The following is a 20,274-nucleotide window of genomic DNA, read 5'->3' as shown; positions in this document are numbered from 1 at the left end:
GACTAGCCAGCGGGCAGCAACCGGTCCACGGATAAAATATGCGTGACGTGCCTCGACAAGCGCGTCAGAGGGTTTCCACCAGCCGCACGGCGTTGCCGTCGGACAGGTTGAGGCGGGTCCAGCGGCACTGGCTGGGGGCGATGGGCACGATGGCCGAATCGTTGTGGCCGCTGAAGAATTCCAGGGACGGCGGCGCCAGCACTTCGCGCCAGCCCAGGTCATCCAGGGCGGCTTCCTTGCGCACGATTTCCTCGGTGCAAAAGCCCCACAGCGATTGGCCCAGCAGCTCGCTCAAGGGCACGCCGAACTGCGCGGCGCGGGTCGGCGAACAGGCCAGCAGGCGGTGGGTCAGGTCGCACACCAGGTGCACGGCGCGCGGGCTGTCATTCACCAGCCGCGCCAGGGCCTGATCGGCAGCGGCGCTGAGGTTGGCCGCCAGCAGGTGCTCCAGGCGCGCACGCTCCGCCGGCTCCATGGCCTGCCGGCCGTTTTCCCAGCGGGAAATGCTCGACTGCGCCACGCCGAACAGCTCGGCAGCGTGCTGCTGCTTGACCCGGTGCAACAGGCGCCAGCGCCTGAGGGCCAGGCCCAGATGGGGTGAGGTGAACAGGGCTGCGGACATGGCGTGAGCGATGCAAGTCAAGGGGCTGGCAGTTTCGCAGCCACAGCCCTTGGCGGGCAACCGGTGCTGACCAACGCCATTGGCCCGGCCCGTCACAACTTGCTGGACAGCGCGGTAAAAGCCCCGAAAAATCAGCGCCTTTGCCCTGCCCGTTACGGGTTGGGTGTCTGTGCCAAGGAGTTCGGCCCAATGCTCAATGTCTTGTTTGTCTGCAGCCAGAACAAGCTGCGCAGCCCCACCGCCGAGCAGGTGTTTGCCGACTGGCCAGGGATCGAAACCGCCTCCGCCGGGCTCAATCACGATGCCGAAGTGCCCCTGGGCCCGGAGCTGGTGCAATGGGCCGGGCTGATTGTGGTGATGGAAACCCGCCACCGGGAAAAACTGCGCAAGCGCTTCAAGGCGCAGTTGAACAACCAGCAGATCGTGTGCCTGAACATCCCCGATGATTACGACTTCATGGACCCGGAGTTGATCCAGTTGCTGCGGCAGAAGGTGCCGCCGTTTCTTCCCGATGGCGACGCGGCTCGCTGATATGCCTTTGGCATTCAGGGCCCCGCCTGAGCGGCGGCTGGAGCTGCGCAAGGCACCGCAGGGGCCTCGGCGGTTGCGAGATCGCTGGCGAGCCTGCGGCTCGTTCGCAGCCTTCGGCAGCGGCTACATGAGGCGGATGCGGGCGGGGTCAGGCGCGGTGTGCGGCGCCAAGGGCGGCGGTCAGTTCGGGGGAGGCGTTGTACAGCGGGGTGCTGCCTTGCAACAGAATCTGCGCGCTGCGCCGGTAGGCGGCGCCGTCGATCAGTAGCTCCCCGGCCACCTGTCGGGCATTGATCAGGGTCTCCAGCACTCCGGCGGGGTTTTCAATCGCCAGCGGGTATTCGCCCTTCCCTTCACCTATTGCCGGCGCCCGCGCCAACAGGGCATGGGCCACGGTGCCTTCGGCCAGGCAGGCCGCCGCCAGGCAGCAGCCGCCGGACACCGCCAGGGACGGGTGGGCGTTCTGTGGGGTGAAGTAGCGGGTGGCGATATCACCGCCTTCTCGCGCCGGGCTGACGATGCAGATTTTGGGGATGGTTTCGCTGCGCCGCAGGTCGTCGGCGCTCATCAAACGGCCGTCGCGCTGGCGCAGGCCCATGCGCAACCCGCCCAGCACCATCAGCTCCAGCAGGCGCGCCTTGAACCGTGGGTCGGCATCCAGTTCAGCCGGGCTCTCCTGCCCGGTCTTGCCCAGGTCCGCCGCGCGCAGGATGACCATGGGCACCGCCACATCGATGCAGGTGGCGGCAATCCCATCCAGCAGGTCGACCCGTTGCCCACTGGGAAACAGCGCGCCGGTCTTGGCTCCCACCGGCTTGTCGAGAAACAGGTCGACCCCGGGAAACACCCCGTTGACCCCGGGAATCCGCGTGTCGCTGAGCAGTCGGCCGTCGCGTAGGCTCAGGCGCGCATACATCGTGGTCTGGGTGTTGCTGTTGTAGATCTCGATCTGCCCGCCGCCCTCCCCGGGCTGCAGCCAGCCGCGTTGCAGGGCGTACAGCGGCAATGCCGCGGACATGTTGCCGCAGTTGACGCTCCAGTCGATGGCGCTCTTGCCCGCCGCCAGTTGCGCCAGGGTGCTGATCATCCGTGTCTCGCCGGGGCGGCGTTCGACGATGAACACTTTGTTGCTGGTGGGTCCGCCGCGGCCCAGGCCGGTGATCTGGGTATTGCCCGGCCACTCGCCCTGCTGGGGCACGCCCATCAGGTGGCGCAGCAGTTCTTCCACCAGGGCTTCGTCCCGGGGCAGCGCTTCGCGGGCCAGGATCAGCCCGGTGGAGGTGCCGCCACGGGCGTGGCACACGGGGAACTCAGGGATAGCAGCAGGCTTTGGCAGATCGGGCATGGCGGGCGCCTCCACGGTGGGCGAAAAGAGCAGCCCCTTGTCGGCCGGGCAACGGGCGGCAGCGCGGCATGATAAACCCTCGCGGCCAATCTCGGGTCGGTGGCCGGGCTGAAGACGCCCAAGTGGGCGCCTGGCCCTGGCCTTGCACCGCTCGTCTTGCGCTCGCTCTTTTTACAGCGGGCCATTTGACTAACCGTCTTGAGGATCTAGATTCCACTCGCGACTTCATGGAAGTGCATCAAGCTCGAAGCCCGGCAAACCGGGGCCCGGGTAGCGATGCTCAGTGGCCGCGCCCGGAAACTCGATTGCCTGTTTGCCTGGGCACTCCAGGCATCTAACGCGACAGCAGGGAGCTGGACATGAACGACAACATCATCGACATCATGGTCACCATTGATGTGGACACCATTCTCAATAGCCAGGGCAAAACATTCGACAGCGGCCAGACATTCAACCTGCAAAAAAGCGACCCGACGCAGCCCAGCCACCTCTACAACTTCACCACCGGCGGGGTAAGGCTCTCCAGTCAGGCGATCTACATGGTCGCCAGACGCAACAACGCCCCAGTCGGCGAAGGTACGGATGAACTGTCGGTCAACCTCAAGGAGGGCGACCTGATCCACTGGCGCAGCACCAGCCTGTCCGAGGGGCTGTACCACACGGTGCTGCTGTATCAGTACACCCAGACGTCGCCGGTCGTGACGCAACAGAACCCCAATTACGTGCAAGACATCACGCCGGTGGTCTTGAACCACACGCCCATGCCGATCATCAATCAAAGCAATCCATCCGGGCAGCCCATCGCCCAGAGCGTCAAGAATTTCTATTGGGAAGGCCGCGCCGTGCGCCAAGGCAGCATCACCTATACCTGGGCCTTCATGATTGTCGACAGTGACAACCAGGTGGTGGGTTATTGCGACTGGGACCCCTACATCAATATCAACTGAGTGCCTTGCCCCTCTCCCTGTCGGCACCGGGAGAGGGGCTTGCCGTCGCCCTGCCCGATCACTGTCACTGCCTCTGCTCCCCGCTCAATCTTGGCCAAGCCTTGATGCACCGCGAACCAGGCACTTGCCTCCCGCCCGACGCGGCCCGTATTTTATCGACCCCCGCCGCAACAACCTCCCGGCCAGCCCCGAGGTCGCCGATGGCGTGGGCCCGTTCCCTTGCCTTGTCCCGGAGACTGTATGGATCTCACCACCCTGAGCCTGTTCATCCCCGCCTGTTTCGCCCTGAACATGGCCCCCGGCCCGAACAACCTGTTGTCCGTGAGCAACGCCACCCGCTACGGCTATCGCCACTCCTGCCTGGCGGGCAGCGGCCGGTTGCTGGCCTTCGCCGCCATGATCGCCCTGGCCGCCGCCGGCCTGGCGGTGGTCCTGCAAACCTCGGAGCTGTTGTTCCATGGGATCAAGATCCTCGGCGCGGGCTATCTGCTGTACCTGGCCTGGCAACTGTGGCGGGCCAATCCGGGCACTGAAGCGAGCGAGGACAGCGCCCGCGTCGGCCTCTGGGCCCTGGCCCGCCAGGAGTTCCTGGTGGCGGCGGGCAACCCCAAGGCGATCCTGATCTTCACCGCCTTCCTGCCGCAATTCGTCGATCCGGCGCAGTCGATGGGCCCGCAGTTCCTGATCCTGGGGGCGCTGTTCCTGGGGCTGGAGTGGATCGCCATCTGCGCCTACGCCTACATGGGCCTGCACATGCGCCGCTGGCTCGCCGAACCCCGGGGCAAGCGCCTGTTCAATCGCAGCTGTGCGCTGCTGTTGTCAGGGGCGGCGTCGGTGCTGCTGATGGCGCGGCGGGGCTAGAGGAGTACAACCTTCAGTCGGACGGGGACAGCCCATGGATGAGGGGTTCTAGGCATTTTGCTCGGTGCGAGGGTAGGATTAAATCCTATCCAGCTGGAGAAAGTCCCCATGCGTAGCACTCAGCAATTCAGCATCACGCTGCCAAACCAGATGGCCAACGCGGTGAAGGCCAAAGTCGCGACTGGTGAATATGCCAGCGAAAGTGAAGTCATACGCGATGGCCTGCGGGCATTGATGGCCCGTGATCGAGCCGTGGAAAGCTGGCTCACCGGCCAAGTGGCAACCGCCTACGATGCCTTGAAAGCGGACGCTTCACACACACTCAGTGCCGATCAGGTCCGTGCTCGGTTGTCAGCAGAGCACCAGAACGCCCGCAACAAACTGGAATGACGCACACCGTCGAATTTGCTCCAGAAGCTCTGGAGCAGCTAACCGCGCTTTATCGCTATATAGCCACGGCAGCCTCGCCAGACATTGCCCAACGCTATACCGACGCCATCGTGAGCCATTGCCAAGCGTTACAGACCTTTCCTCAGCGGGGAAACCAGCGGGACGATATACGCCCTGGCCTGCGCACCACCCACTATCGCAAGCGGGTTGTGATCGCCTTTGTCGTCGATACCCGACAGGTTGTTATTTTGGGCGTTTTTTACGGTGGCCAGGATTTCAAGACCACTCTTCTGGCTGATTGGGACGACTAAAAGAGATGACGCCAAGCGCAAAGGCTCTGCGGGGACGGCCAGCCAGGGCGGCTCCCGCAGGCGAATGAACACGCCCCGCACTCAAAACACCCGGAACGTCGGCGCCTTGATGGCGGTCGAGCCCCGCCGCCGATGCCCGCCCGCGACAGGATCGAAGGCGCCTACCTGATGGCGCTTGAGGGCGGCAAATAGCTGCAAGCGGGCGCGATGCAACAGCACGCGAACATGACTGCGCGAAATACCCAACTGCCCGCCGATCGCCTCAAGCGCGTGGCCCTGGCGCTCACGGGAGAACAAGACCCGGCGTTGCAACAGCGGCAGGCTGTTCAGTGTCTGCTCCAGGCAGCCACGCAGTTGCTCGGCGCACAGCAAGGCTTCCGGGCTGTCTTCGTGCCACTCCAGCGGCGGCGCCCAGTCCCCCTCCTCGGCGAAGCGCTGCTCGCCCGCCTGGGCCGGCCGCACGAAGCGACCCGCCTCGCGACGGTTCTGCACGTAGCAGCCCTTGGCCGCGTTGGCGGTGATGGTCAGCATCCAGGTCTTGAGGCTGGAGCGGCACTGGAAGCCGCCAAGGTTGTGCACAATCGCCAGCCAGGCGTCCTGCACCACGTCATCGACGTACCGCTGCCCGACAATCGCCAGGACCACCGAGCGCATGGCGCCCTGATGCTGTCTGACCAGTTCGCGAAAGGCCCGCTGCTCGCCGGCCAGCAGGCACGGCAATAACTGCAAGTCGTCGCTGACGGCGGTCAGTGGCAGGTGCTGCAAAGATTCCATGTCGAGGATCTCCATGCTCATCAGCTCGCCCCCTTTACCGCCGAGGTAACAATCCTACGAACAAGCCTAGGGAACGGATGCACACTCGTGCATATATTTCTCTGCGCGCCGCGTTCGGCTCGCTATGATGGTTTCCCATGAACCCCAGCCCCGCCCTTCGCCAACCCTGTCCGCCCGGCGCCTGCATCTGCGAGCGCGAGCAGTTGCTGGACACCCCCGGAGCCGACCTGCGCATCCTCAATCTGACGCGCCAGGAGGAAAAACGCCTGCTCGAACGCCTGGAGAATCTCAAGGACCTGGCGGACCTGGAGCACATGCAGAGACGGATCTACCAGCAACTGGGGGTCCGTGTGGAGATCACCCCCAGCGACAACGAAGTGCGCAGCATGCGCGGTATCACGATCGCCCTGGCCGAGCACCCCGGCCTGTGCCGCAAGACCCGACAGTCGATTCCCGCCGCCATCCGCCGGGCCATGGAGAACCGCCCGGAAATTGCCTACCGCCTGCTCGATGCCCAGGACTTGCTGCGCGATACCTGACGGCAAGTTTCAGCTACAAACAGCAGGCTTGCGGCTTGTGGCTCAAAGCTGGAAACTTGCCGCTGCTTTTTTTCAGGATTCCGTACATGCCCAACTCGCCTCTCAACGCCGCCGACTTCGAGCTGATCGAAGACACCCTGCTCCAGTACGGCGACGACCACTCGGTGCTCAATCCCTGCGAGCTGGACGGTTACTTCACCGCGCTGGTGTCGGGCCCCGCTCAGGTCGATATCGCCGAATGGTTCCCGGGTATCTGGGGCGGCGAAAACCCGGCCTGGGAAACCCCGGAGCAATGCCGGCAGTTCATCGACCTGTGCGTGCGCCACATCAACACCCTGGCCGTGCAATTGACCCAGGCCCCGCAAGCCTTCAAGGCGCGCTTCGAACACACCGAGCACCAGGGCCAGGACCTGCTGCTGGCCGAAGAGTGGTGCTTCGGCTACCTGCGCGGCGTGGCCGTGGGCAACTGGCCGGAGATGCCGGCGCCGCAGGTCCAGGCGCTGCAGTTGATCATCGACTGCGCCGAACAGGACAACTTCGAGCTGCCCGCCGACCTGGATCTGGAGCAGCATCGCCAGCAGATCGCGGCCATCGAACCTGCCGCGCGGCTGTTGCATGCCTACTGGTCGGCACAGCGCTGAAATAAACCGCATCCGAAAAAAAACGCCGCGGGCTCCGATCAGAGCCCGCGGCGTTTCTGTCTGCATCCTGCCTTCGGCGCGAGGCTTACAGCAATTTGCGCTGCACCGCTTCATCCAGGGTGCTGCGGGCCAGTTGCTGGACCACGTCGCGGGTGTCTGCCTGGAAAGGAATGGCGACGATCAGCAGCAATTGCATCCAGGTGCGCACCGATTCGCTCTTGCGAATCCGCCCAAGCTCCTTGCCGTCCTTGTCCTTGAACACCGTCTCCAGGGTGAAGGTGTTCTTGGCCGTTGACGGAATCACGAAGAAGGTGACGCCGGTGATGATGGCCGAGGCCATGCTGAACTGTTCGTTGTTGTACAGGGTGGCTTCGGCATACAGGTCCGACTCGACCTTGTCGGTGCTGACCCGGGCAAAGCGCCCGGACTGGCGGTAGGCATCGGCCACCACGGTTTCCCAGGCGGCCGCCGGAGCGCCGGCGGCGGCATTGGCCGGGCCGCCGTTGACCTGGTACATGGCGGTGGTGCGAACAAAGGCGCTGGGCTTTTGCTCGGTGGTCTGTGCCGCCGGAGGCCAGGTGCCGACGGCTGCCAGTTCGTGTTGCGAGTAGGACACGCAGCCGCTCAGCAGCACTGCGCCGAGCACCAGGACGTGCTTGATGGAAACCAACATGTGTCTCTCCTTGATCTTAGCGTTGTGCCAACCGGGCGCTGGCGTTGTCGAGCAATTTGGCAACCAGTTCATTCAGTTGCTTGGCGCCCTGGGTCGGGGCCCAGTACTCGCGGCCGTACAGGCCGACGTTGCGCTCGAACTTGAGCTGCTCCTTGGCACTGGCCAGTTCCTGGCCGTTGCGGTCGACGATCGACAGCTCGCCGGCCAGGTCGAAGCTGTCGACGTAGATCGGCCCGTTGACCCAGATCCATACGGTCAGGGTCAGCAAGGCCCCGGGCAGGTAGCCCGGATGGGGCGCGCGGTGGCCCTTGAGGGAGGTCATGTTGAATTTCAGCACCACGTCTTCCTCGCCCAGGCGGGTGGGGAATTCGCTGAGCTGGCGGAAGTAGCCGGCGCTCTTGACGTAGGGAGTCAGCTGGGCGGTCAGGGAGCGGCTGATGGCAGTGCGGGTGGCTTCGTCGATACCGGGAGCGGTGACCTGCACATCGGCAATTTGCGCAGTGCGCGGGCTGCTGATGGGTGCAGGATGCAACGGCGCGCCCAGCGGGCCGGTGACGTGGTAGGAGACACAGCCGGTCAGCGCCAGGGTGGCGATGAGGGCGGCGGCCCCGAGCAGGGTTCTGAACACGAAATATCCTTATTGAAAGACAAACAGCACCAACGTCTCGACCCCGGCGCCCAGAACTTTAGGAAAACCGCGCATTGCGTCGAGCGGCACTGGCCCGCTTGCGGCCCCTATTGATAGCCCTCTTCATGGGCCTGGAGCAGATTGAACAAGTGCTCCTGGGGCATCGCGCAGTCCTGCAACGGTTCGGGCGCAACCCCGTTCCACTCCTCATCGGGGTCGCTTTCGACAATCAGCAGCGGCACCTGGGCGCTGTTGAAGAAGGCGAGGATGTCGCGCAGTTCCTGCTCGCGCTGTACATGGTCGTTGTGAAACAGCTTGGCGCTGTAGAAGAAGCCCTCGGCGCCACGGCGCAGATAGCCCTGGGCAACGCTCAGGGACAGGCCCAGGCGCTGATGGAGAAACTTGACCAGCGCCAGGCTGGTGGTGGGAGTGGCCGTGGCGAGGCTGATGCGGGACATGGCAGGTTCCTTGAAAAACGACAGGTAATGACCGCGCGGTTACTCGGGGCGCCACAGTTCGAGCCCCTGCACATGACGCTCGATGTCGTCCATGTCGTCCTCCCCCAGGGTGCAGTCGAAGGGCTCGCTGAGAATCCTGCGCACCTGGGCCAGGCGCTGGGTGACCTGCTGGTTATCGATGAAATCGGTGGTGGCGCGCTGGTAGTCGGCCACGGGTTTATCCCTGTAGTAGGCGCCCATCTTGTGCAGCGAGATCAACACGAACTCCAGCTCCGCCAGGGCTTGCAGGGCCTGCTCCCCCGAGAGGGTGATGGTGCGGTTGCTTTCCAGCATCGAATACTTCCTTGGCTCTCAACAATTGGACAGACCGCCGCCAGCTGGGTAGCGTGCGGCGCACATTTCAATCCGACAGGCCCCCAAACATGCTGATCAGGGACTTTCAAAGCAGCGATCTGCAAGCGTTGCTGGCGCTCTGGCTGGACGCCTCGATCCAGGCCCATCATTTTGTCGACCCCGATTTCTGGCGCTCCAAGGTCGAGGACATGCGCAACCTCTACATTCCCCATGCCCAGACCCGAGTGGCCGAACGCGACGGCCAGCTCCTGGGTTTCTATTGCCTGCATGAGGATCAGTTGGCAGCGATTTTCGTCAGTGTGCAGCACCAGGGCCAGGGCGTGGGCAAACAGCTGCTGGCCGATGCCCGCGAGCGGCGCTCACGCCTGGAACTGGCGGTGTATGCCGCCAACCTGCCAAGCATCGGCTTTTACCGCCAGCAGGGATTCCAGGTGATCGGCAACGGCATTGACCCCAATACCGGAGAAGCCGAGCTGATCATGGCCTGGCCGGGCTGAAGGGCGCGACTCTACTCCCGCAAGCGGCGCCCAGACAAATCCGCCGGCGGGTATCAGGCCGGCTCGTTAACGCCACCGCCGCTTCAGAGGAAGAGGCTGCCCTTGAGGTACAAGGCGCCGTAGCCGCTGATGATCACCCGCCCGTTGTCCAGCACCTGACACTCCAGCTGGCCCTTGCGCGCCCCGCCCTGCTGCGCCCGCAACTGGTGCTTGCCCAGGCGCGCGGCCCAGTAAGGCGCCAGGGAGGTATGGGCGGAACCGGTGACCGGGTCTTCATTGACCCCGACCCGCGGGCCGAACCAGCGCGAGACGAAATCGAACGCCCGGGACGGTGCCGTCACGGCGATGCCGCGCACATCGAACGCGGCCAGTGCGGCGAAATCGGGCTTGAGCGCCTCCACCAGAGCTTCGTCGTCCACCACCAGCAGATAGTCGTCGGTGCGGTACAGGGCCTCGGCCGCCGGCAACCCCAGGGCTTGCAACAGGGCCGCAGGAATCGCCAGCGCCTCGGGCTGCTTGGCGGGAAAATCCATGGACAGCAGGCCGCCCTCGCGGCTCACCCGCAACTCACCGCTGCGGGTGGCAAAACGCAGCACGTCGCGGCGCTCGCCCAACTGCTCGAATAGCACCCAGGCCGCCGCCAGGGTGGCGTGCCCGCACAGGTCGACTTCCACCGTCGGGGTGAACCAGCGCAGTTCGAACACTTCGCCCCGGGGCACGAAATAGGCGGTTTCCGACAGGTTGTTCTCCAGGGCGATGCGTTGCAGGAGTTCATCCGGCAACCAGGCCTCCAGGGGGCATACCGCCGCCGGGTTGCCACCGAAGACGTGGGAGGTAAAGGCATCCACTTGAAAGATATCGAGTTGCATCGCGGTCATTCCTCGGCGCCTTCGGCGCGGATCTGTTCCAGGTAGTTGTAGATGGTGTAGCGGGTCACCCCCAGGGCCGCGGCGGCCTTCTCGATCCCGCCCTTGACGATGAACACCCCGCGCTCCTGCATCTGGCGCACGGCCTCCAGCTTGTGCGACTTGCTCATGCGCGTCGCGCTTGCCGGGCAGGCACCCTGGATGATCTGGGCCAGCAACTGCTCCATGTCGGGGGCTTCGTCGCGGCGCGGCGCAGGGGCGCTGCCCAGGCCCAGCAACTGGCCCAGGCAGGCGTGGGCGGCGGCGATGCCGCTCAGGTCGCTGTTGCTGCACAGGCTGGCGAAGGGCTGACCGCTGCGGTCGCGAAAGATCACCGTGGAGCTGCGTAGCTCGCGGCCGTCGGGGGCCAGGGTCGGGTAGTTTTCCAGCACCAGCGGGGTGCTCGCCGAGCGGTCTTGCAGGGCACTCAGCACCGCGGCAAAACCCAGGTCCTGGCGCGGCCCGCCCAACACCGGGTCGCCGACCCGGCGCCCGGTGACATGGCCGTTGGCGATGGCGACGATCGAGGATTCCGGGCGGTCCAGGTCATGCAGGACGATTTCCACATGCTGGCCAACCACGCTGGCGAGCATCTGCAAGGTGCTGCGCAGCACCTGCAGGACCAGTTGGCGCTCGGCAAGAAGGGTATCGGAAGGCACGTTCATTGGTGTTTACCAAACTGGGCGGACGGGAAAAATATCAACACACTGTTGAATATTCAACTTTTAGTTGATTGCAATGCCCTGCCCGGTCAGCCGATTGCGGCAATTGCAGCGCTCGGGACATTGCGGCAATATTCGCAAATGTAAAACATTCTCATTAAATACTTTCCTTCAAGTGCCCCCATGACCCCCACCCTGCTCCTCGTGGAAGACGACGCCCGACTGCGCGACGATCTGCACCGGCATTTCCACCAGCGCGGCTTTGCCGTGACCCCTTGCAGCGACGGCCGCCAGGGCCTGGCAGCGGTGCGCGCCGGCCGCTTCGATCTGGTGCTGCTGGACATCATGCTGCCGGGCCTGGACGGCCTGGCCCTGCTGGAAACCCTGCGCCAGGAGCAAGACACGCCGGTGATGCTGATGTCGGCCCTGGGTGCCGAGCAGGACCGGATCACCGGCTTCACCCGGGGCGCCGACGACTACCTGCCCAAGCCCTTCAGCCTGGCCGAACTGGACGCCCGCGCCGACGCCCTGCTGCGGCGCATGGTCCGGGTGCAACAACCGTCGGCCACCCATCTGGATCGGCTGCTGAGCTTCGACGAACACGCCCAGGACGTGCTGCTCCAGGGCCGCGCCGCGGGCCTGACCGGTTCCGAATACCGGCTGCTGGTGACCCTGCGCGAGCACCCCGGGGAAACCCTGAGCAAGCCCTTTCTCTATCAGCACGTACTGCACCGCCTCTATACCCGCCTGGATCGCGGCCTGGATGTGCACGTGTGCAACCTGCGGCGCAAGCTCGCCGAGCTCGGGGTGCAGCACCTGCAGATCCAGGCGGTGCGCGGCGCCGGCTACATCCTGGTGGAGGCGCAACGTCACTGATGCGCCGTCATCCCCTGCTGTGGAAACTGGCCGGGCTGCAGATCGGCTTCTGCCTGCTGCTGACCTGGATCATCTGGACCTGGGGCCTGTCGGCCGAGCGCAGCACCTACTTCCTCGACCCCGCCGATCGCCAGTACCTGGCCCGCTATGCGCAGCAGGCCGAGGCCGCCTGGCAACAGGGTGGCGCAGCGGCGGTGGATGCCTTTGAAAAACGCCTGGCGGCCGAGGAAAACACCTGGGTCGCGGTGCTCGGCGAACGCCTGCAACGCCTGGGCAGCACCCCGCTGAGCGCCGAGGACGCCAGCCACCTGACCTTCATGCGCAAGCTCGACTGGCCCATGAGCCGGCGCCTGCAGGACGAGCTGCCCTACGTCAGCATCGAATTCCCCGAGCACCCGGAACAAGGCCGGCTGGTGCTGCAACTGCCCGAGCGCCTGCTGCCCAGCGGCCTGACGCCCTGGACCCACCTCTTCAGCCATGGCGTGGTGCCGACCCTGCTCGCCGCCCTGCTCGGCCTGTTGCTCTATCGCCATCTGGTGCTGCCCCTGAACCGCCTGCGCGACCGCGCCGATGCCTTGCGCGCCGACGACCTGGAAAGCCAGGGGCTGGGCACGCCCCTGGTGAACCGCCACGACGAACTGGGAGAGCTGGCCCTGGCCTTCGAGCACATGGCCGAGCGCCTGCGCCAGAGCCTGGCCCAGCAGCGCCTGCTGCTGCGCACCTTGTCCCATGAGCTGCGTACGCCCCTGGCGCGACTGCGCATCGCCCATGACAGCCGCTTGCCGCCGGAGCAGTTGCGCCAGCGCCTGGACCGGGAAATCGCCGACATGCAGCGCCTGCTGGAAGACACCCTGGACCTGGCCTGGCTCGACACCGAGCGCCCGCAGCTGCCCACCGAAGCGGTGCAGGTGCTGTCGATCTGGGAGGCGCTGCGCGAGGACGCCTGCTTTGAAAGCGCCTGGGACGCCGAGCGCCTGCCCTGCCTGCTGGACGCCGAGTGCCGGGTCCAGGTGCACCTGGACAGCATCGCCCAGGCCCTGGAAAACCTGCTGCGCAATGCCATCCGCTACTCCCCCGCCGACGGCCGGGTGAGCCTGCGCGGCTGGCGTGAAGGCAGCTATTGGCACCTGTGCCTGGAAGACCAGGGACCGGGCGTGGCCGAGCAGGACCTGCAACGGATCTTCCAGCCCTACCAGCGCCTGGACTCGGCACAGGGCGACGGTTTCGGCCTGGGCCTGGCCATCGCCCGGCGCGCCGTGGAGCTGCACCAGGGGCGGATCTGGGCCAGCAATGGCAACCCCGGGTTGTGCCTGCACCTGCTGCTGCCCGCCGCCTAGGCCCGCGACCTGGAAGTGTTTAGAAAGTTAATGCGCTTTACTCGCAAATAGCAGTCATTATCATTCGTGATCTTCTGTTTCTGCCTCTGTCCGGAGATCACCGATGTCCATGCGCTCGCTGCGTCCTTTCGCCCCCTTCCTGCTGTCCGGCTGCTGCCTGCTCAGCCACGCGGTGCAGGCCGCCAATGCAGGCTCGACCCCGCCGGTCCTGGAGCTGGAACCCCAGAGCGTCATCGCCACCGCCAAGGAAGAAACCAAGCAGGCACCGGGGGTCTCGGTGATCACCGCCGAGGACATCCAGAAGCGCCCGCCGGCCAACGACCTGTCGCAGATCATCCGCACCATGCCTGGGGTCAACCTCACCGGTAACTCCACCAGCGGCCAGCGCGGCAATAACCGGCAGATCGACATCCGCGGCATGGGCCCGGAAAACACCCTGATCCTGGTGGACGGCAAGCCGGTGGGCAGCCGCAACTCGGTGCGCTACGGCTGGCGCGGCGAGCGCGACAGCCGCGGCGACAGCAACTGGGTGCCGGCCGATCAGGTCGAACGCATCGAAGTGATCCGCGGCCCGGCGGCGGCCCGCTACGGCAACGGTGCCGCTGGCGGGGTGATCAACATCATCACCAAGCAGGCCGGCAGCCAGACCCACGGCAACGCCACGCTCTACAGCTCGTTCCCGACCCACAAGGACGAAGGCGCCACCCAGCGCGCAAGCTTCGGCCTCAACGGCCCGCTCACCGACACCTTGAGCTTCCGGGTCTACGGTAACGTGGCCAAGACCGACTCCGACGACGCCGATATCAACGCCGGCCATGAATCCCTGCGCACCGGCAACCAGGTCGGCACCCTGCCCGCCGGCCGCGAAGGCGTACGCAACAAGGACCTCAATGGCCTGTTGAGCTGGCGCATGACTCCGGACCAGACCCTGGATTTCGAGGCCGGTTTCAGCCGTCAGGGCAATATCTACACCGGCGATACCCAGAACACCAACAGCAACAAGAATGTGCAGAACCTGCTGGGCCACGAGACCAACCGCAGCTACCGCGAAACCTACGCCCTGACCCATCGTGGCGATTGGGACTTCGGCAGCTCCATGGCCTACCTGCAATACGAGAAGACCCGCAACACGCGGATCAACGAAGGCCTGGCCGGCGGCACCGAAGGCATCTTCAGCAACAGCGAGTTCTACACTGCGGTGCTGCGCGACCTGACCGCCCATGGCGAAGTCAACCTGCCGCTGCACGCAGGCTTCGAGCAGACCCTGACCCTGGGCAGCGAATGGTCCCAGCAGAAGCTCGACGACCCCAGCGCCAACACCCAGAGCACCAGCGAAGGCGGCGCCGTGGGCGGCCTGAGCAGCAGCAACCGCAGCACCCAGTCCAGCGCGCAGATCTTCTCGCTGTTCGCCGAAGACAACATCGAACTGCGCCCGGGCACCATGCTCACCCCGGGCCTGCGTTTCGACCATCACAGCATCGTCGGCGACAACTGGAGCCCGTCCCTCAACCTGTCCCATGCCCTGAGCGACACCCTGACCCTCAAGGCTGGCATCGCCCGGGCCTACAAGGCACCGAACCTGTACCAGCTCAACGCCGACTACCTGCTCTACAGCCGCGGCCAGGGCTGCTATGGCCAGAGCACCAGCTGCTACCTGCAGGGCAACGACCGGCTCAAGGCGGAAACCAGCGTCAACAAGGAACTGGGCCTGGAATACAAGGCCGACGGCTGGGTCGCCGGCCTGACCTACTTTCGCAACGACTACAAGAACAAGGTCGAATCCGGCCTGGCCCCGGTGAGCCGGGCCAGCGGCGGCAGCGGCGCCTACCGCAACGCAGCGATCTACCAGTGGGAGAACGTGCCCAAGGCCCTGGTGGAAGGCCTGGAAGGCACCCTGACCATTCCCCTGGCCAGCCAACTGACCTGGAACAACAACTTCACCTACATGCTGCAATCGAAGAACAAGCAGACCGGCGACTACCTCTCGGTGACCCCGCGCTACACCCTCAACTCGATGCTCGACTGGCAGGCCACCCAGGACCTGTCGTTGCAGGCCAGCGTGGCCTGGTATGGCCAGCAGACGCCGAAGAAGTACGACTACCACGGCGACCGGGTCACCGGCAGCGCTACCCAGCAACTGGCGCCCTACGCCATTGCCGGGGTCAGCGGCACCTACGCCCTGACCCGCCACCTGAGCGTCACTGCCGGGGTCGACAACCTGTTCGACAAACGCCTGTTCCGTGAAGGCAATGCCCAGGGCGTGAACAACATCGCCGGGGCCGGCGCCGCCACCTACAACGAACCCGGGCGCACCCTGTACACCAGCCTGAGCGCATCGTTCTGATGTCATCACCCAGCCCCCGCCGAGAACGCCTGATGAGACGTTTTGTTCTGCCCCTGGCCCTGGCCTGGGGCCTTGCGGGAACGGCCCTGACCGCCCCCGCCCCGGACCAGCCCATGGACCGCAGCCTGCTACAGCGCCAGGACCTGCCCTACCGCTTCAGCAGCCTGCAACTGGATTCCGTCGACGGCCAGCGCCACTACCAGCTGTGGATCGGCCAGCCGTTGCAGGCGCCGCCGCCCCAGGGCTACCCCGTGCTGTGGATGCTCGATGGCAACGCCGCCCTCGGCGCTCTGGACCCCGAGCAGCTCAAGCGCCTGGACCGGAGTCCGGCGCCGCTGCTGGTGGCGGTGGGTTACCAGACCCCGCTGCGCATCGAGCGCAACGCCCGCACCTACGATTACACCCCCCAGCAGCCGGGCCTGGCGCAGCAGCAAGACCCACTGACCGGGCAGCCCAGCGGCGGCGCCGAGGCCTTCCTGCAGTTGTTGCGCGAGCGCATGCGCCCGGCCGTGGCGGCGCAGGCGCCGATCGACCCGGCGCAGCAGACCCTGTGGGGCCATTCCTATGGCGGCTTGCTGGTGCTGCAAGCGCTGTTCGCCCGGCCCCAGGAGTTTCGCCACTACGCCGCTGCGAGTCCTTCGCTGTGGTGGGGCGACGGCCTGATCCTGACTCAGGCCCAGGGCCTGGCCGGGCGCCTTCACGGCCAGCGTGCACAACTGTTGCTGATGCGTGGCGGCGCCGAGCCGGGCAACCCGCGTCAGCCAGCGGGGCCCGAGGCCGACCAGCGCGCCCGCCAGTTGCAGGCGCAACTGGCCCAGGTGCCAGGATTGGCCCTGGACTACCACAGCTTCGAAAAACTCGGCCATGGCCAAACCCTGGCGGCGTCGCTGCACTACGTGCTGCAGCGGCTCTACCTGCCGGCGGCCAAGGACTGAAAACCCTGCGCCCGGGTGCAAGGCCCGGGCGCCGAGTTCCAGCGCAAGAGACGGGGTGCAAGCCTTGGGGCGGCGGGCTAATCTGCCGCTCGCCCCGCCACATGTTCCGGATCGCCAATGCCCACCTGCCCCGCCACTCGTTTCCTTGCCGCACTGGATGCCGACTGGGCCGCACTGATCGCCGCCGTCGGCCCCTGCCTGCACCAGCCCCGCCCAGAGCGCGAGCCTTATCAGGCGCTGGTGCGCGCGGTGGCCTACCAGCAACTGCATGCCCGCGCCGGCGACGCGATACTCGGCCGCCTGCGCGCCTTGTTTCCCGGGCAAGCCTTCCCCACGCCCCGGCAACTGGCCGATGCCAGCCTGGAGCGCCTGCGCGGCTGCGGCTTCTCCGCACGCAAGGTGGCGACCCTGCACGGCATCGCTCAAGCCACCCTCGACGGCCGCGTCCCCGATGCCGCCAGCGCCCGTGGCCTGGACGATGAACAGCTGATAGAGCGCCTGACCCAACTGCCTGGCATTGGCCGCTGGACCGTGGAGATGCTGTTGATCTACAGCCTTGAGCGCGAGGACATCTTGCCGGTGGACGACTTTGGCGTACGCGAAGGCTACCGCCGTCTCAAGGGCCTGGAGCAACCGCCCAGCCCCCGCCAGCTGCGCCAGATCGGCCAGGCCTGGAGCCCCTGGCGCACCACCGCCGCCTGGTACCTGTGGCGCGTACCGCCCCACCAACCCTAACCCTGTAGCCGCTACCGCAGGCTGCGAAAAGCCCCGAAGGGGCTTCAGGGACCTCAAGAGCGGCGCCTGCTTCGCAGTCGTTCGCAGCCTGCGGCAGCGGCTACAGACAGCCAGCGCAGCCAGTTGGGCAAGGCCAGGGAGATCAGCGGCACCTAGGTCACCAGGATCAGGAACAGCAGCAGGATCGACAGTCGGCCCGACTCCAGCAACGCCTTGGCGCAGTCGCGCAGCGTCATGCCGCGGTACACCAACAGCGCGACGAAGGCCGAGTACACCACCATGACGATCGACGGCGGAATCAGGATGCCCAGGGTCCCGGCGTTGCAGTTGATCCCGGCGCCGAATTCCTTGGGGTAGCCGGAGCGCACCGTACCCGCCACGGCAATCGAGCCCACCGTCGCCACCGTGGCCGGCGACGAACCGGACAACGCGGCGAACAGCATGCAGGCCAGTACCGCGGCAAACGCCAGGCCGCCGCGGATATGGCCGACGCAGGCGTTGGCGTGGGCCAGGCCGACGCCTTCGCCGGCGTGCCAGCGCCTGCAAGTGGGCAATTGAACCGCGCGCGCGTAACCCCTAAAGTCACGCCTCCCGCTATCAATCTGAGATCGCCGATGGCCGCTCTTCGCCTGACCACCCTGCACACCACCCAAGCGGTGCTGGACGCCTTTCGCGACAGCGATGTATCGCCCGAGGTGCTGCTCGAAGGCAGTGGCATCCAGCTGGCCGACCTGGAGCTGCCCAACAGCCTGATCAACATCAGCCAGGAAATGCGCGTGTTCAGCAACGCCGTGGCCTTTCGCCAGGACCTGGGGCTGGTGCTGGGACGCAACCTGCATATCAGCGCCTACGGCATGTTCGGCCTGACCCTGCTGACCAGCGCCACCCTGCGCGAAGGCTGGTCCCTGGCGCTGCGCTACCCCTTGCTGCTGGGCACCTTCTTCCACCTCGACCTGCAGATCCGCGACGGCCTGGCCTGGCTCACCGCCGACCAGTACAGCGAAACCGAACTTGAGGTGTTCAACACCGACTTCTGCATGTCGTCCTACCGGGTCACCTGCCAGGACCTGCTGGGCTGCAAGCTGCCGCTGCGCGAGGTGCACCTCAAGCACCCGCCGCAACCCTATCTGGACAGCTACGAGCAGGCGTTCAATTGCCCGGTGCAGTTCAACGCCGGGCGCAATGCCATCGGCTTTGACCTGGAATGGCTGGACCGGCGCCTGCCCCTGGCGGACCTGGTGACCCAGAACGACATGCTGCAACGCTGCATCCGCCTCAACGAAGAGCTCAGCGCCCGGCCGACCTGGATCGATCAGGTGCGGCGCATCCTCAATGAACAGCTGCACGCGGTGCCGGACTTCGACAGCCTGGCGCGCCAGGTGCATTGCTCCCCGAGCACCCTGCGCCGACGCCTGCGGGCCCAGGACACCAGCTATCAGCAGTTGCTCGATGAGCTGCGCTATGCCCGGGCGCAACAGTTGCTGGGCCAGCACAGCCTGCCCATCTACCGCATCGCCGAAGCCCTGGGCTTCAAGGAAACCGCAAGTTTCCGCCATGCCTTCCAACGCTGGAGCGGCGTTGCTCCCGGGCGCTTCCGGCAGTTGGCCGGCCAGCTCGGCCCGCTCTCGGACTGCGCTGAAGATTGACGCTAAATATCCCCTATTGACCGTTGCCAACATTCTCTCAGGGACCTATCCGGCCAAGAATGATCCACCCGGAAGGTCCCGCTCATTTCAGACATGGAGTTGTCGCATGAAATCGCTGCATACCGCCCTCACCCGCCTGGCCCTGAGCTGCTCCCTGAGCGCCCTGGCCCTGAGCGCCAGCTTCAGCGCCCACGCCGCCCCCGAGCGCACGGTGAACATCTTCAACTGGTCGGAGTACATCGCTCCCAACACCATCAAGGACTTCCAGGCCCAGAGCGGGATCAAGGTCAAGTACGACATCTTCGAAAGCAATGAAGTGCTGGAAGCCAAACTGCTGACCGGCAACAGCGGCTACGACGTGGTGGTGCCTTCCAGCGGTTTCGTCAGCAAGCAGATCAGCGCCGGCGCCTTCCAGCCCCTGGACCGTGGCCAACTGCCGAACTGGAAGAACCTCGACCCGGCGGTGATGAAGCTGCTGGAGCAGAGCGACCCGGGCAACCGCTACGTGATCCCCTACATGTGGGGCACCAACCTGATCGGCTACAACCGCGACAAGGTCCAGGAACTGCTGGGCAGCGATGCCCCGGTCAACAGCTGGGACCTGGTGTTCAAGGAAGAGAACCTGAAGAAGCTCAGCCAGTGCGGCGTAACCTTCCTCGACTCGCCTGCCGAGATGCTGCCCCTGGCCCTGCACTACCTGGGCCTGGACCCCAACAGCCAGAACCCCGAGGACTACCGCAAGGCCGAGGCCCTGCTGCTCAAGCTGCGTCCTTATGTGCGCTACTTCCACAGCGCCAAGTGGATGGGCGATATCGCCAACGGCAACATCTGCGTGGCCGTGGGCTACTCCGGCGGCTTCCTGCAGGCGGCCAACCGCGCCAACGAAGCCAAGAACGGCGTGCACATTGAAATGCGCATTCCCAAGGAAGGCACCCTGGTGTGGATCGACACCGTGGCCGTTCCCGCCGGCGCCAAGCACGTGGACACCGCCCACGCCTTTCTCAATTACCTGATGGAACCGAAAGTCATCGCCTCCATCAGCAACTACGTCGGCTACCCCAATGGCGTGACCGACTCCAAACCGTTCATCCAGCAGACGCTGCTGGACAACCCGGACCTGTTCCCCAGCGCCGAGACCATGACCCGCCTGTACCCCCTGGCACCGCTGCCGGCCAAGGCCGAACGCACCCGGACCCGGACCTGGGTCAAGGTCACCAGTGGCCGCTGAGTTTTTGACCCTCAAGGGTTTGCGGGCCGCCACCA

General features: G+C 65.5%; 24 protein-coding genes and 1 pseudogene. 15 read left to right on the top strand and 10 right to left on the bottom strand.

The genetic code is table 11. The features are described 5' to 3' along the window. Positions 1-64: 64 nt before the first annotated feature. A complete protein-coding gene (locus ACMGF8_RS18905) occupies positions 65-622 on the bottom strand; it encodes a helix-turn-helix domain-containing protein (RefSeq protein WP_060843387.1) in 558 nt (185 codons plus the stop codon). Between the two features lie 189 nt (positions 623-811). Between ACMGF8_RS18905 and ACMGF8_RS18900 the strand changes: the two genes are divergently transcribed. Then, entirely contained in the window at positions 812-1,153 is a 342-nt protein-coding gene (locus tag ACMGF8_RS18900; RefSeq protein ID WP_102864516.1) for a low molecular weight protein tyrosine phosphatase family protein, read from the top strand. 148 nt (positions 1,154-1,301) lie between these two features. Here the strand turns inward: ACMGF8_RS18900 and ACMGF8_RS18895 are convergent, their stop codons facing one another. After that, positions 1,302-2,498, bottom strand: coding sequence for a PrpF domain-containing protein (locus tag ACMGF8_RS18895; RefSeq protein ID WP_207167706.1), 1,197 nt, complete (start codon positions 2,496-2,498; stop codon positions 1,302-1,304). 359 nt (positions 2,499-2,857) lie between these two features. Between ACMGF8_RS18895 and ACMGF8_RS18890 the strand changes: the two genes are divergently transcribed. The 4 genes from ACMGF8_RS18890 to ACMGF8_RS18875 all read left to right on the top strand — a co-directional run bounded on the left by ACMGF8_RS18890 (position 2,858) and on the right by ACMGF8_RS18875 (position 5,007). Then, positions 2,858-3,445 (top strand): AidA/PixA family protein, encoded by a 588-nt coding sequence (locus tag ACMGF8_RS18890; RefSeq protein ID WP_207167704.1) that lies wholly within the window; start codon positions 2,858-2,860, stop codon positions 3,443-3,445. A gap of 240 nt (positions 3,446-3,685) precedes the next feature. Continuing rightward, positions 3,686-4,306: a LysE family translocator gene (locus ACMGF8_RS18885; RefSeq protein ID WP_207167702.1), complete on the top strand. Its 621-nt coding sequence runs from the start codon at positions 3,686-3,688 to the stop codon at positions 4,304-4,306. A 108-nt stretch (positions 4,307-4,414) separates the two neighbouring features. Next, entirely contained in the window at positions 4,415-4,696 is a 282-nt protein-coding gene (locus ACMGF8_RS18880; protein ID WP_207167700.1) for a ribbon-helix-helix domain-containing protein, read from the top strand. Continuing rightward, a complete protein-coding gene (locus ACMGF8_RS18875; protein WP_102864511.1) occupies positions 4,693-5,007 on the top strand; it encodes a type II toxin-antitoxin system RelE/ParE family toxin in 315 nt (104 codons plus the stop codon). Before ACMGF8_RS18880 ends, ACMGF8_RS18875 begins: the two co-directional genes overlap by 4 nt. An 81-nt stretch (positions 5,008-5,088) precedes the next feature. Here ACMGF8_RS18875 and ACMGF8_RS18870 read toward each other — a convergent pair whose 3' ends face one another. Further along, positions 5,089-5,796, bottom strand: coding sequence for an RNA polymerase sigma factor (locus tag ACMGF8_RS18870; RefSeq protein ID WP_242553944.1), 708 nt, complete (start codon positions 5,794-5,796; stop codon positions 5,089-5,091). A gap of 122 nt (positions 5,797-5,918) precedes the next feature. Between ACMGF8_RS18870 and ACMGF8_RS18865 the strand changes: the two genes are divergently transcribed. Together ACMGF8_RS18865 and ACMGF8_RS18860 are read left to right on the top strand one after the other, a co-directional pair. Continuing rightward, the gene (locus ACMGF8_RS18865) at positions 5,919-6,320 is read left to right on the top strand and encodes a hypothetical protein (protein WP_102864510.1); all 402 of its coding nucleotides are present in this window, start codon (positions 5,919-5,921) and stop codon (positions 6,318-6,320) included. Positions 6,321-6,406: 86 nt separating this feature from the next. After that, positions 6,407-6,961, top strand: coding sequence for a UPF0149 family protein (locus ACMGF8_RS18860; protein WP_207167698.1), 555 nt, complete (start codon positions 6,407-6,409; stop codon positions 6,959-6,961). A gap of 85 nt (positions 6,962-7,046) precedes the next feature. Here the strand turns inward: ACMGF8_RS18860 and ACMGF8_RS18855 are convergent, their stop codons facing one another. The 4 genes from ACMGF8_RS18855 to ACMGF8_RS18840 all read right to left on the bottom strand — a co-directional run bounded on the left by ACMGF8_RS18855 (position 7,047) and on the right by ACMGF8_RS18840 (position 9,053). Further along, entirely contained in the window at positions 7,047-7,634 is a 588-nt protein-coding gene (locus ACMGF8_RS18855) for a hypothetical protein (protein ID WP_207167696.1), read from the bottom strand. Between the two features lie 16 nt (positions 7,635-7,650). Continuing rightward, positions 7,651-8,262 (bottom strand): hypothetical protein, encoded by a 612-nt coding sequence (locus tag ACMGF8_RS18850; protein ID WP_115582303.1) that lies wholly within the window; start codon positions 8,260-8,262, stop codon positions 7,651-7,653. 107 nt (positions 8,263-8,369) lie between these two features. Further along, positions 8,370-8,720, bottom strand: coding sequence for a hypothetical protein (locus ACMGF8_RS18845; protein ID WP_060838961.1), 351 nt, complete (start codon positions 8,718-8,720; stop codon positions 8,370-8,372). 39 nt (positions 8,721-8,759) lie between these two features. Continuing rightward, the gene (locus ACMGF8_RS18840; RefSeq protein WP_207167695.1) at positions 8,760-9,053 is read right to left on the bottom strand and encodes a hypothetical protein; all 294 of its coding nucleotides are present in this window, start codon (positions 9,051-9,053) and stop codon (positions 8,760-8,762) included. An 89-nt stretch (positions 9,054-9,142) separates the two neighbouring features. Here ACMGF8_RS18840 and ACMGF8_RS18835 point away from each other — a divergent pair, with 89 nt between their 5' ends. Further along, a complete protein-coding gene (locus tag ACMGF8_RS18835; protein WP_416756955.1) occupies positions 9,143-9,571 on the top strand; it encodes an N-acetyltransferase in 429 nt (142 codons plus the stop codon). Between the two features lie 83 nt (positions 9,572-9,654). Here the strand turns inward: ACMGF8_RS18835 and ACMGF8_RS18830 are convergent, their stop codons facing one another. Together ACMGF8_RS18830 and ACMGF8_RS18825 are read right to left on the bottom strand one after the other, a co-directional pair. Next, positions 9,655-10,440, bottom strand: a complete 786-nt coding sequence (locus ACMGF8_RS18830) for a PhzF family phenazine biosynthesis protein (protein ID WP_207168040.1) — start codon at positions 10,438-10,440, stop codon at positions 9,655-9,657. A gap of 5 nt (positions 10,441-10,445) precedes the next feature. Further along, positions 10,446-11,141 (bottom strand): helix-turn-helix transcriptional regulator, encoded by a 696-nt coding sequence (locus ACMGF8_RS18825; RefSeq protein WP_207167694.1) that lies wholly within the window; start codon positions 11,139-11,141, stop codon positions 10,446-10,448. 180 nt (positions 11,142-11,321) lie between these two features. Between ACMGF8_RS18825 and ACMGF8_RS18820 the strand changes: the two genes are divergently transcribed. The 5 genes from ACMGF8_RS18820 (at position 11,322) to ACMGF8_RS18800 (ending at position 17,365) form a co-directional block, all read left to right on the top strand. Beyond that, complete coding sequence (locus tag ACMGF8_RS18820; RefSeq protein WP_207167693.1) at positions 11,322-12,014, top strand: response regulator transcription factor; 693 nt, start codon at positions 11,322-11,324, stop codon at positions 12,012-12,014. Continuing rightward, entirely contained in the window at positions 12,014-13,351 is a 1,338-nt protein-coding gene (locus ACMGF8_RS18815) for a sensor histidine kinase (RefSeq protein WP_207167692.1), read from the top strand. Before ACMGF8_RS18820 ends, ACMGF8_RS18815 begins: the two co-directional genes overlap by 1 nt. A gap of 103 nt (positions 13,352-13,454) precedes the next feature. Continuing rightward, positions 13,455-15,695 (top strand): TonB-dependent siderophore receptor, encoded by a 2,241-nt coding sequence (locus tag ACMGF8_RS18810; protein ID WP_207167691.1) that lies wholly within the window; start codon positions 13,455-13,457, stop codon positions 15,693-15,695. A 32-nt stretch (positions 15,696-15,727) separates the two neighbouring features. After that, positions 15,728-16,630, top strand: a complete 903-nt coding sequence (locus tag ACMGF8_RS18805; RefSeq protein ID WP_416756954.1) for an alpha/beta hydrolase — start codon at positions 15,728-15,730, stop codon at positions 16,628-16,630. A gap of 117 nt (positions 16,631-16,747) precedes the next feature. Then, complete coding sequence (locus ACMGF8_RS18800; protein WP_207167689.1) at positions 16,748-17,365, top strand: DNA-3-methyladenine glycosylase family protein; 618 nt, start codon at positions 16,748-16,750, stop codon at positions 17,363-17,365. 164 nt (positions 17,366-17,529) lie between these two features. Here the strand turns inward: ACMGF8_RS18800 and ACMGF8_RS18795 are convergent. Then, positions 17,530-17,868 (bottom strand): annotated as a pseudogene (locus ACMGF8_RS18795) (TRAP transporter large permease subunit); the annotation flags it as partial. A 111-nt stretch (positions 17,869-17,979) separates the two neighbouring features. On the opposite strand from ACMGF8_RS18795, the gene ACMGF8_RS18790 reads away from it, so the two are divergent. Together ACMGF8_RS18790 and ACMGF8_RS18785 are read left to right on the top strand one after the other, a co-directional pair. Then, positions 17,980-19,011 (top strand): AraC family transcriptional regulator, encoded by a 1,032-nt coding sequence (locus ACMGF8_RS18790; protein ID WP_180988602.1) that lies wholly within the window; start codon positions 17,980-17,982, stop codon positions 19,009-19,011. A gap of 106 nt (positions 19,012-19,117) precedes the next feature. Continuing rightward, on the top strand, positions 19,118-20,239 hold the full coding sequence (locus tag ACMGF8_RS18785) for a polyamine ABC transporter substrate-binding protein (protein WP_102864494.1): 1,122 nt from the start codon (positions 19,118-19,120) through the stop codon (positions 20,237-20,239). Positions 20,240-20,274 lie beyond the last annotated feature (35 nt).

The sequence above is a fragment of the Pseudomonas sp. BNK-7 genome (genome assembly GCF_048072025.1).
Taxonomy (GTDB): Bacteria; Pseudomonadota; Gammaproteobacteria; order Pseudomonadales; family Pseudomonadaceae; genus Aquipseudomonas; species Aquipseudomonas danubii.
The sequence above is the reverse complement of the archived record's forward strand: the minus strand, read 5'-3'. Positions and strand labels throughout refer to the sequence as shown.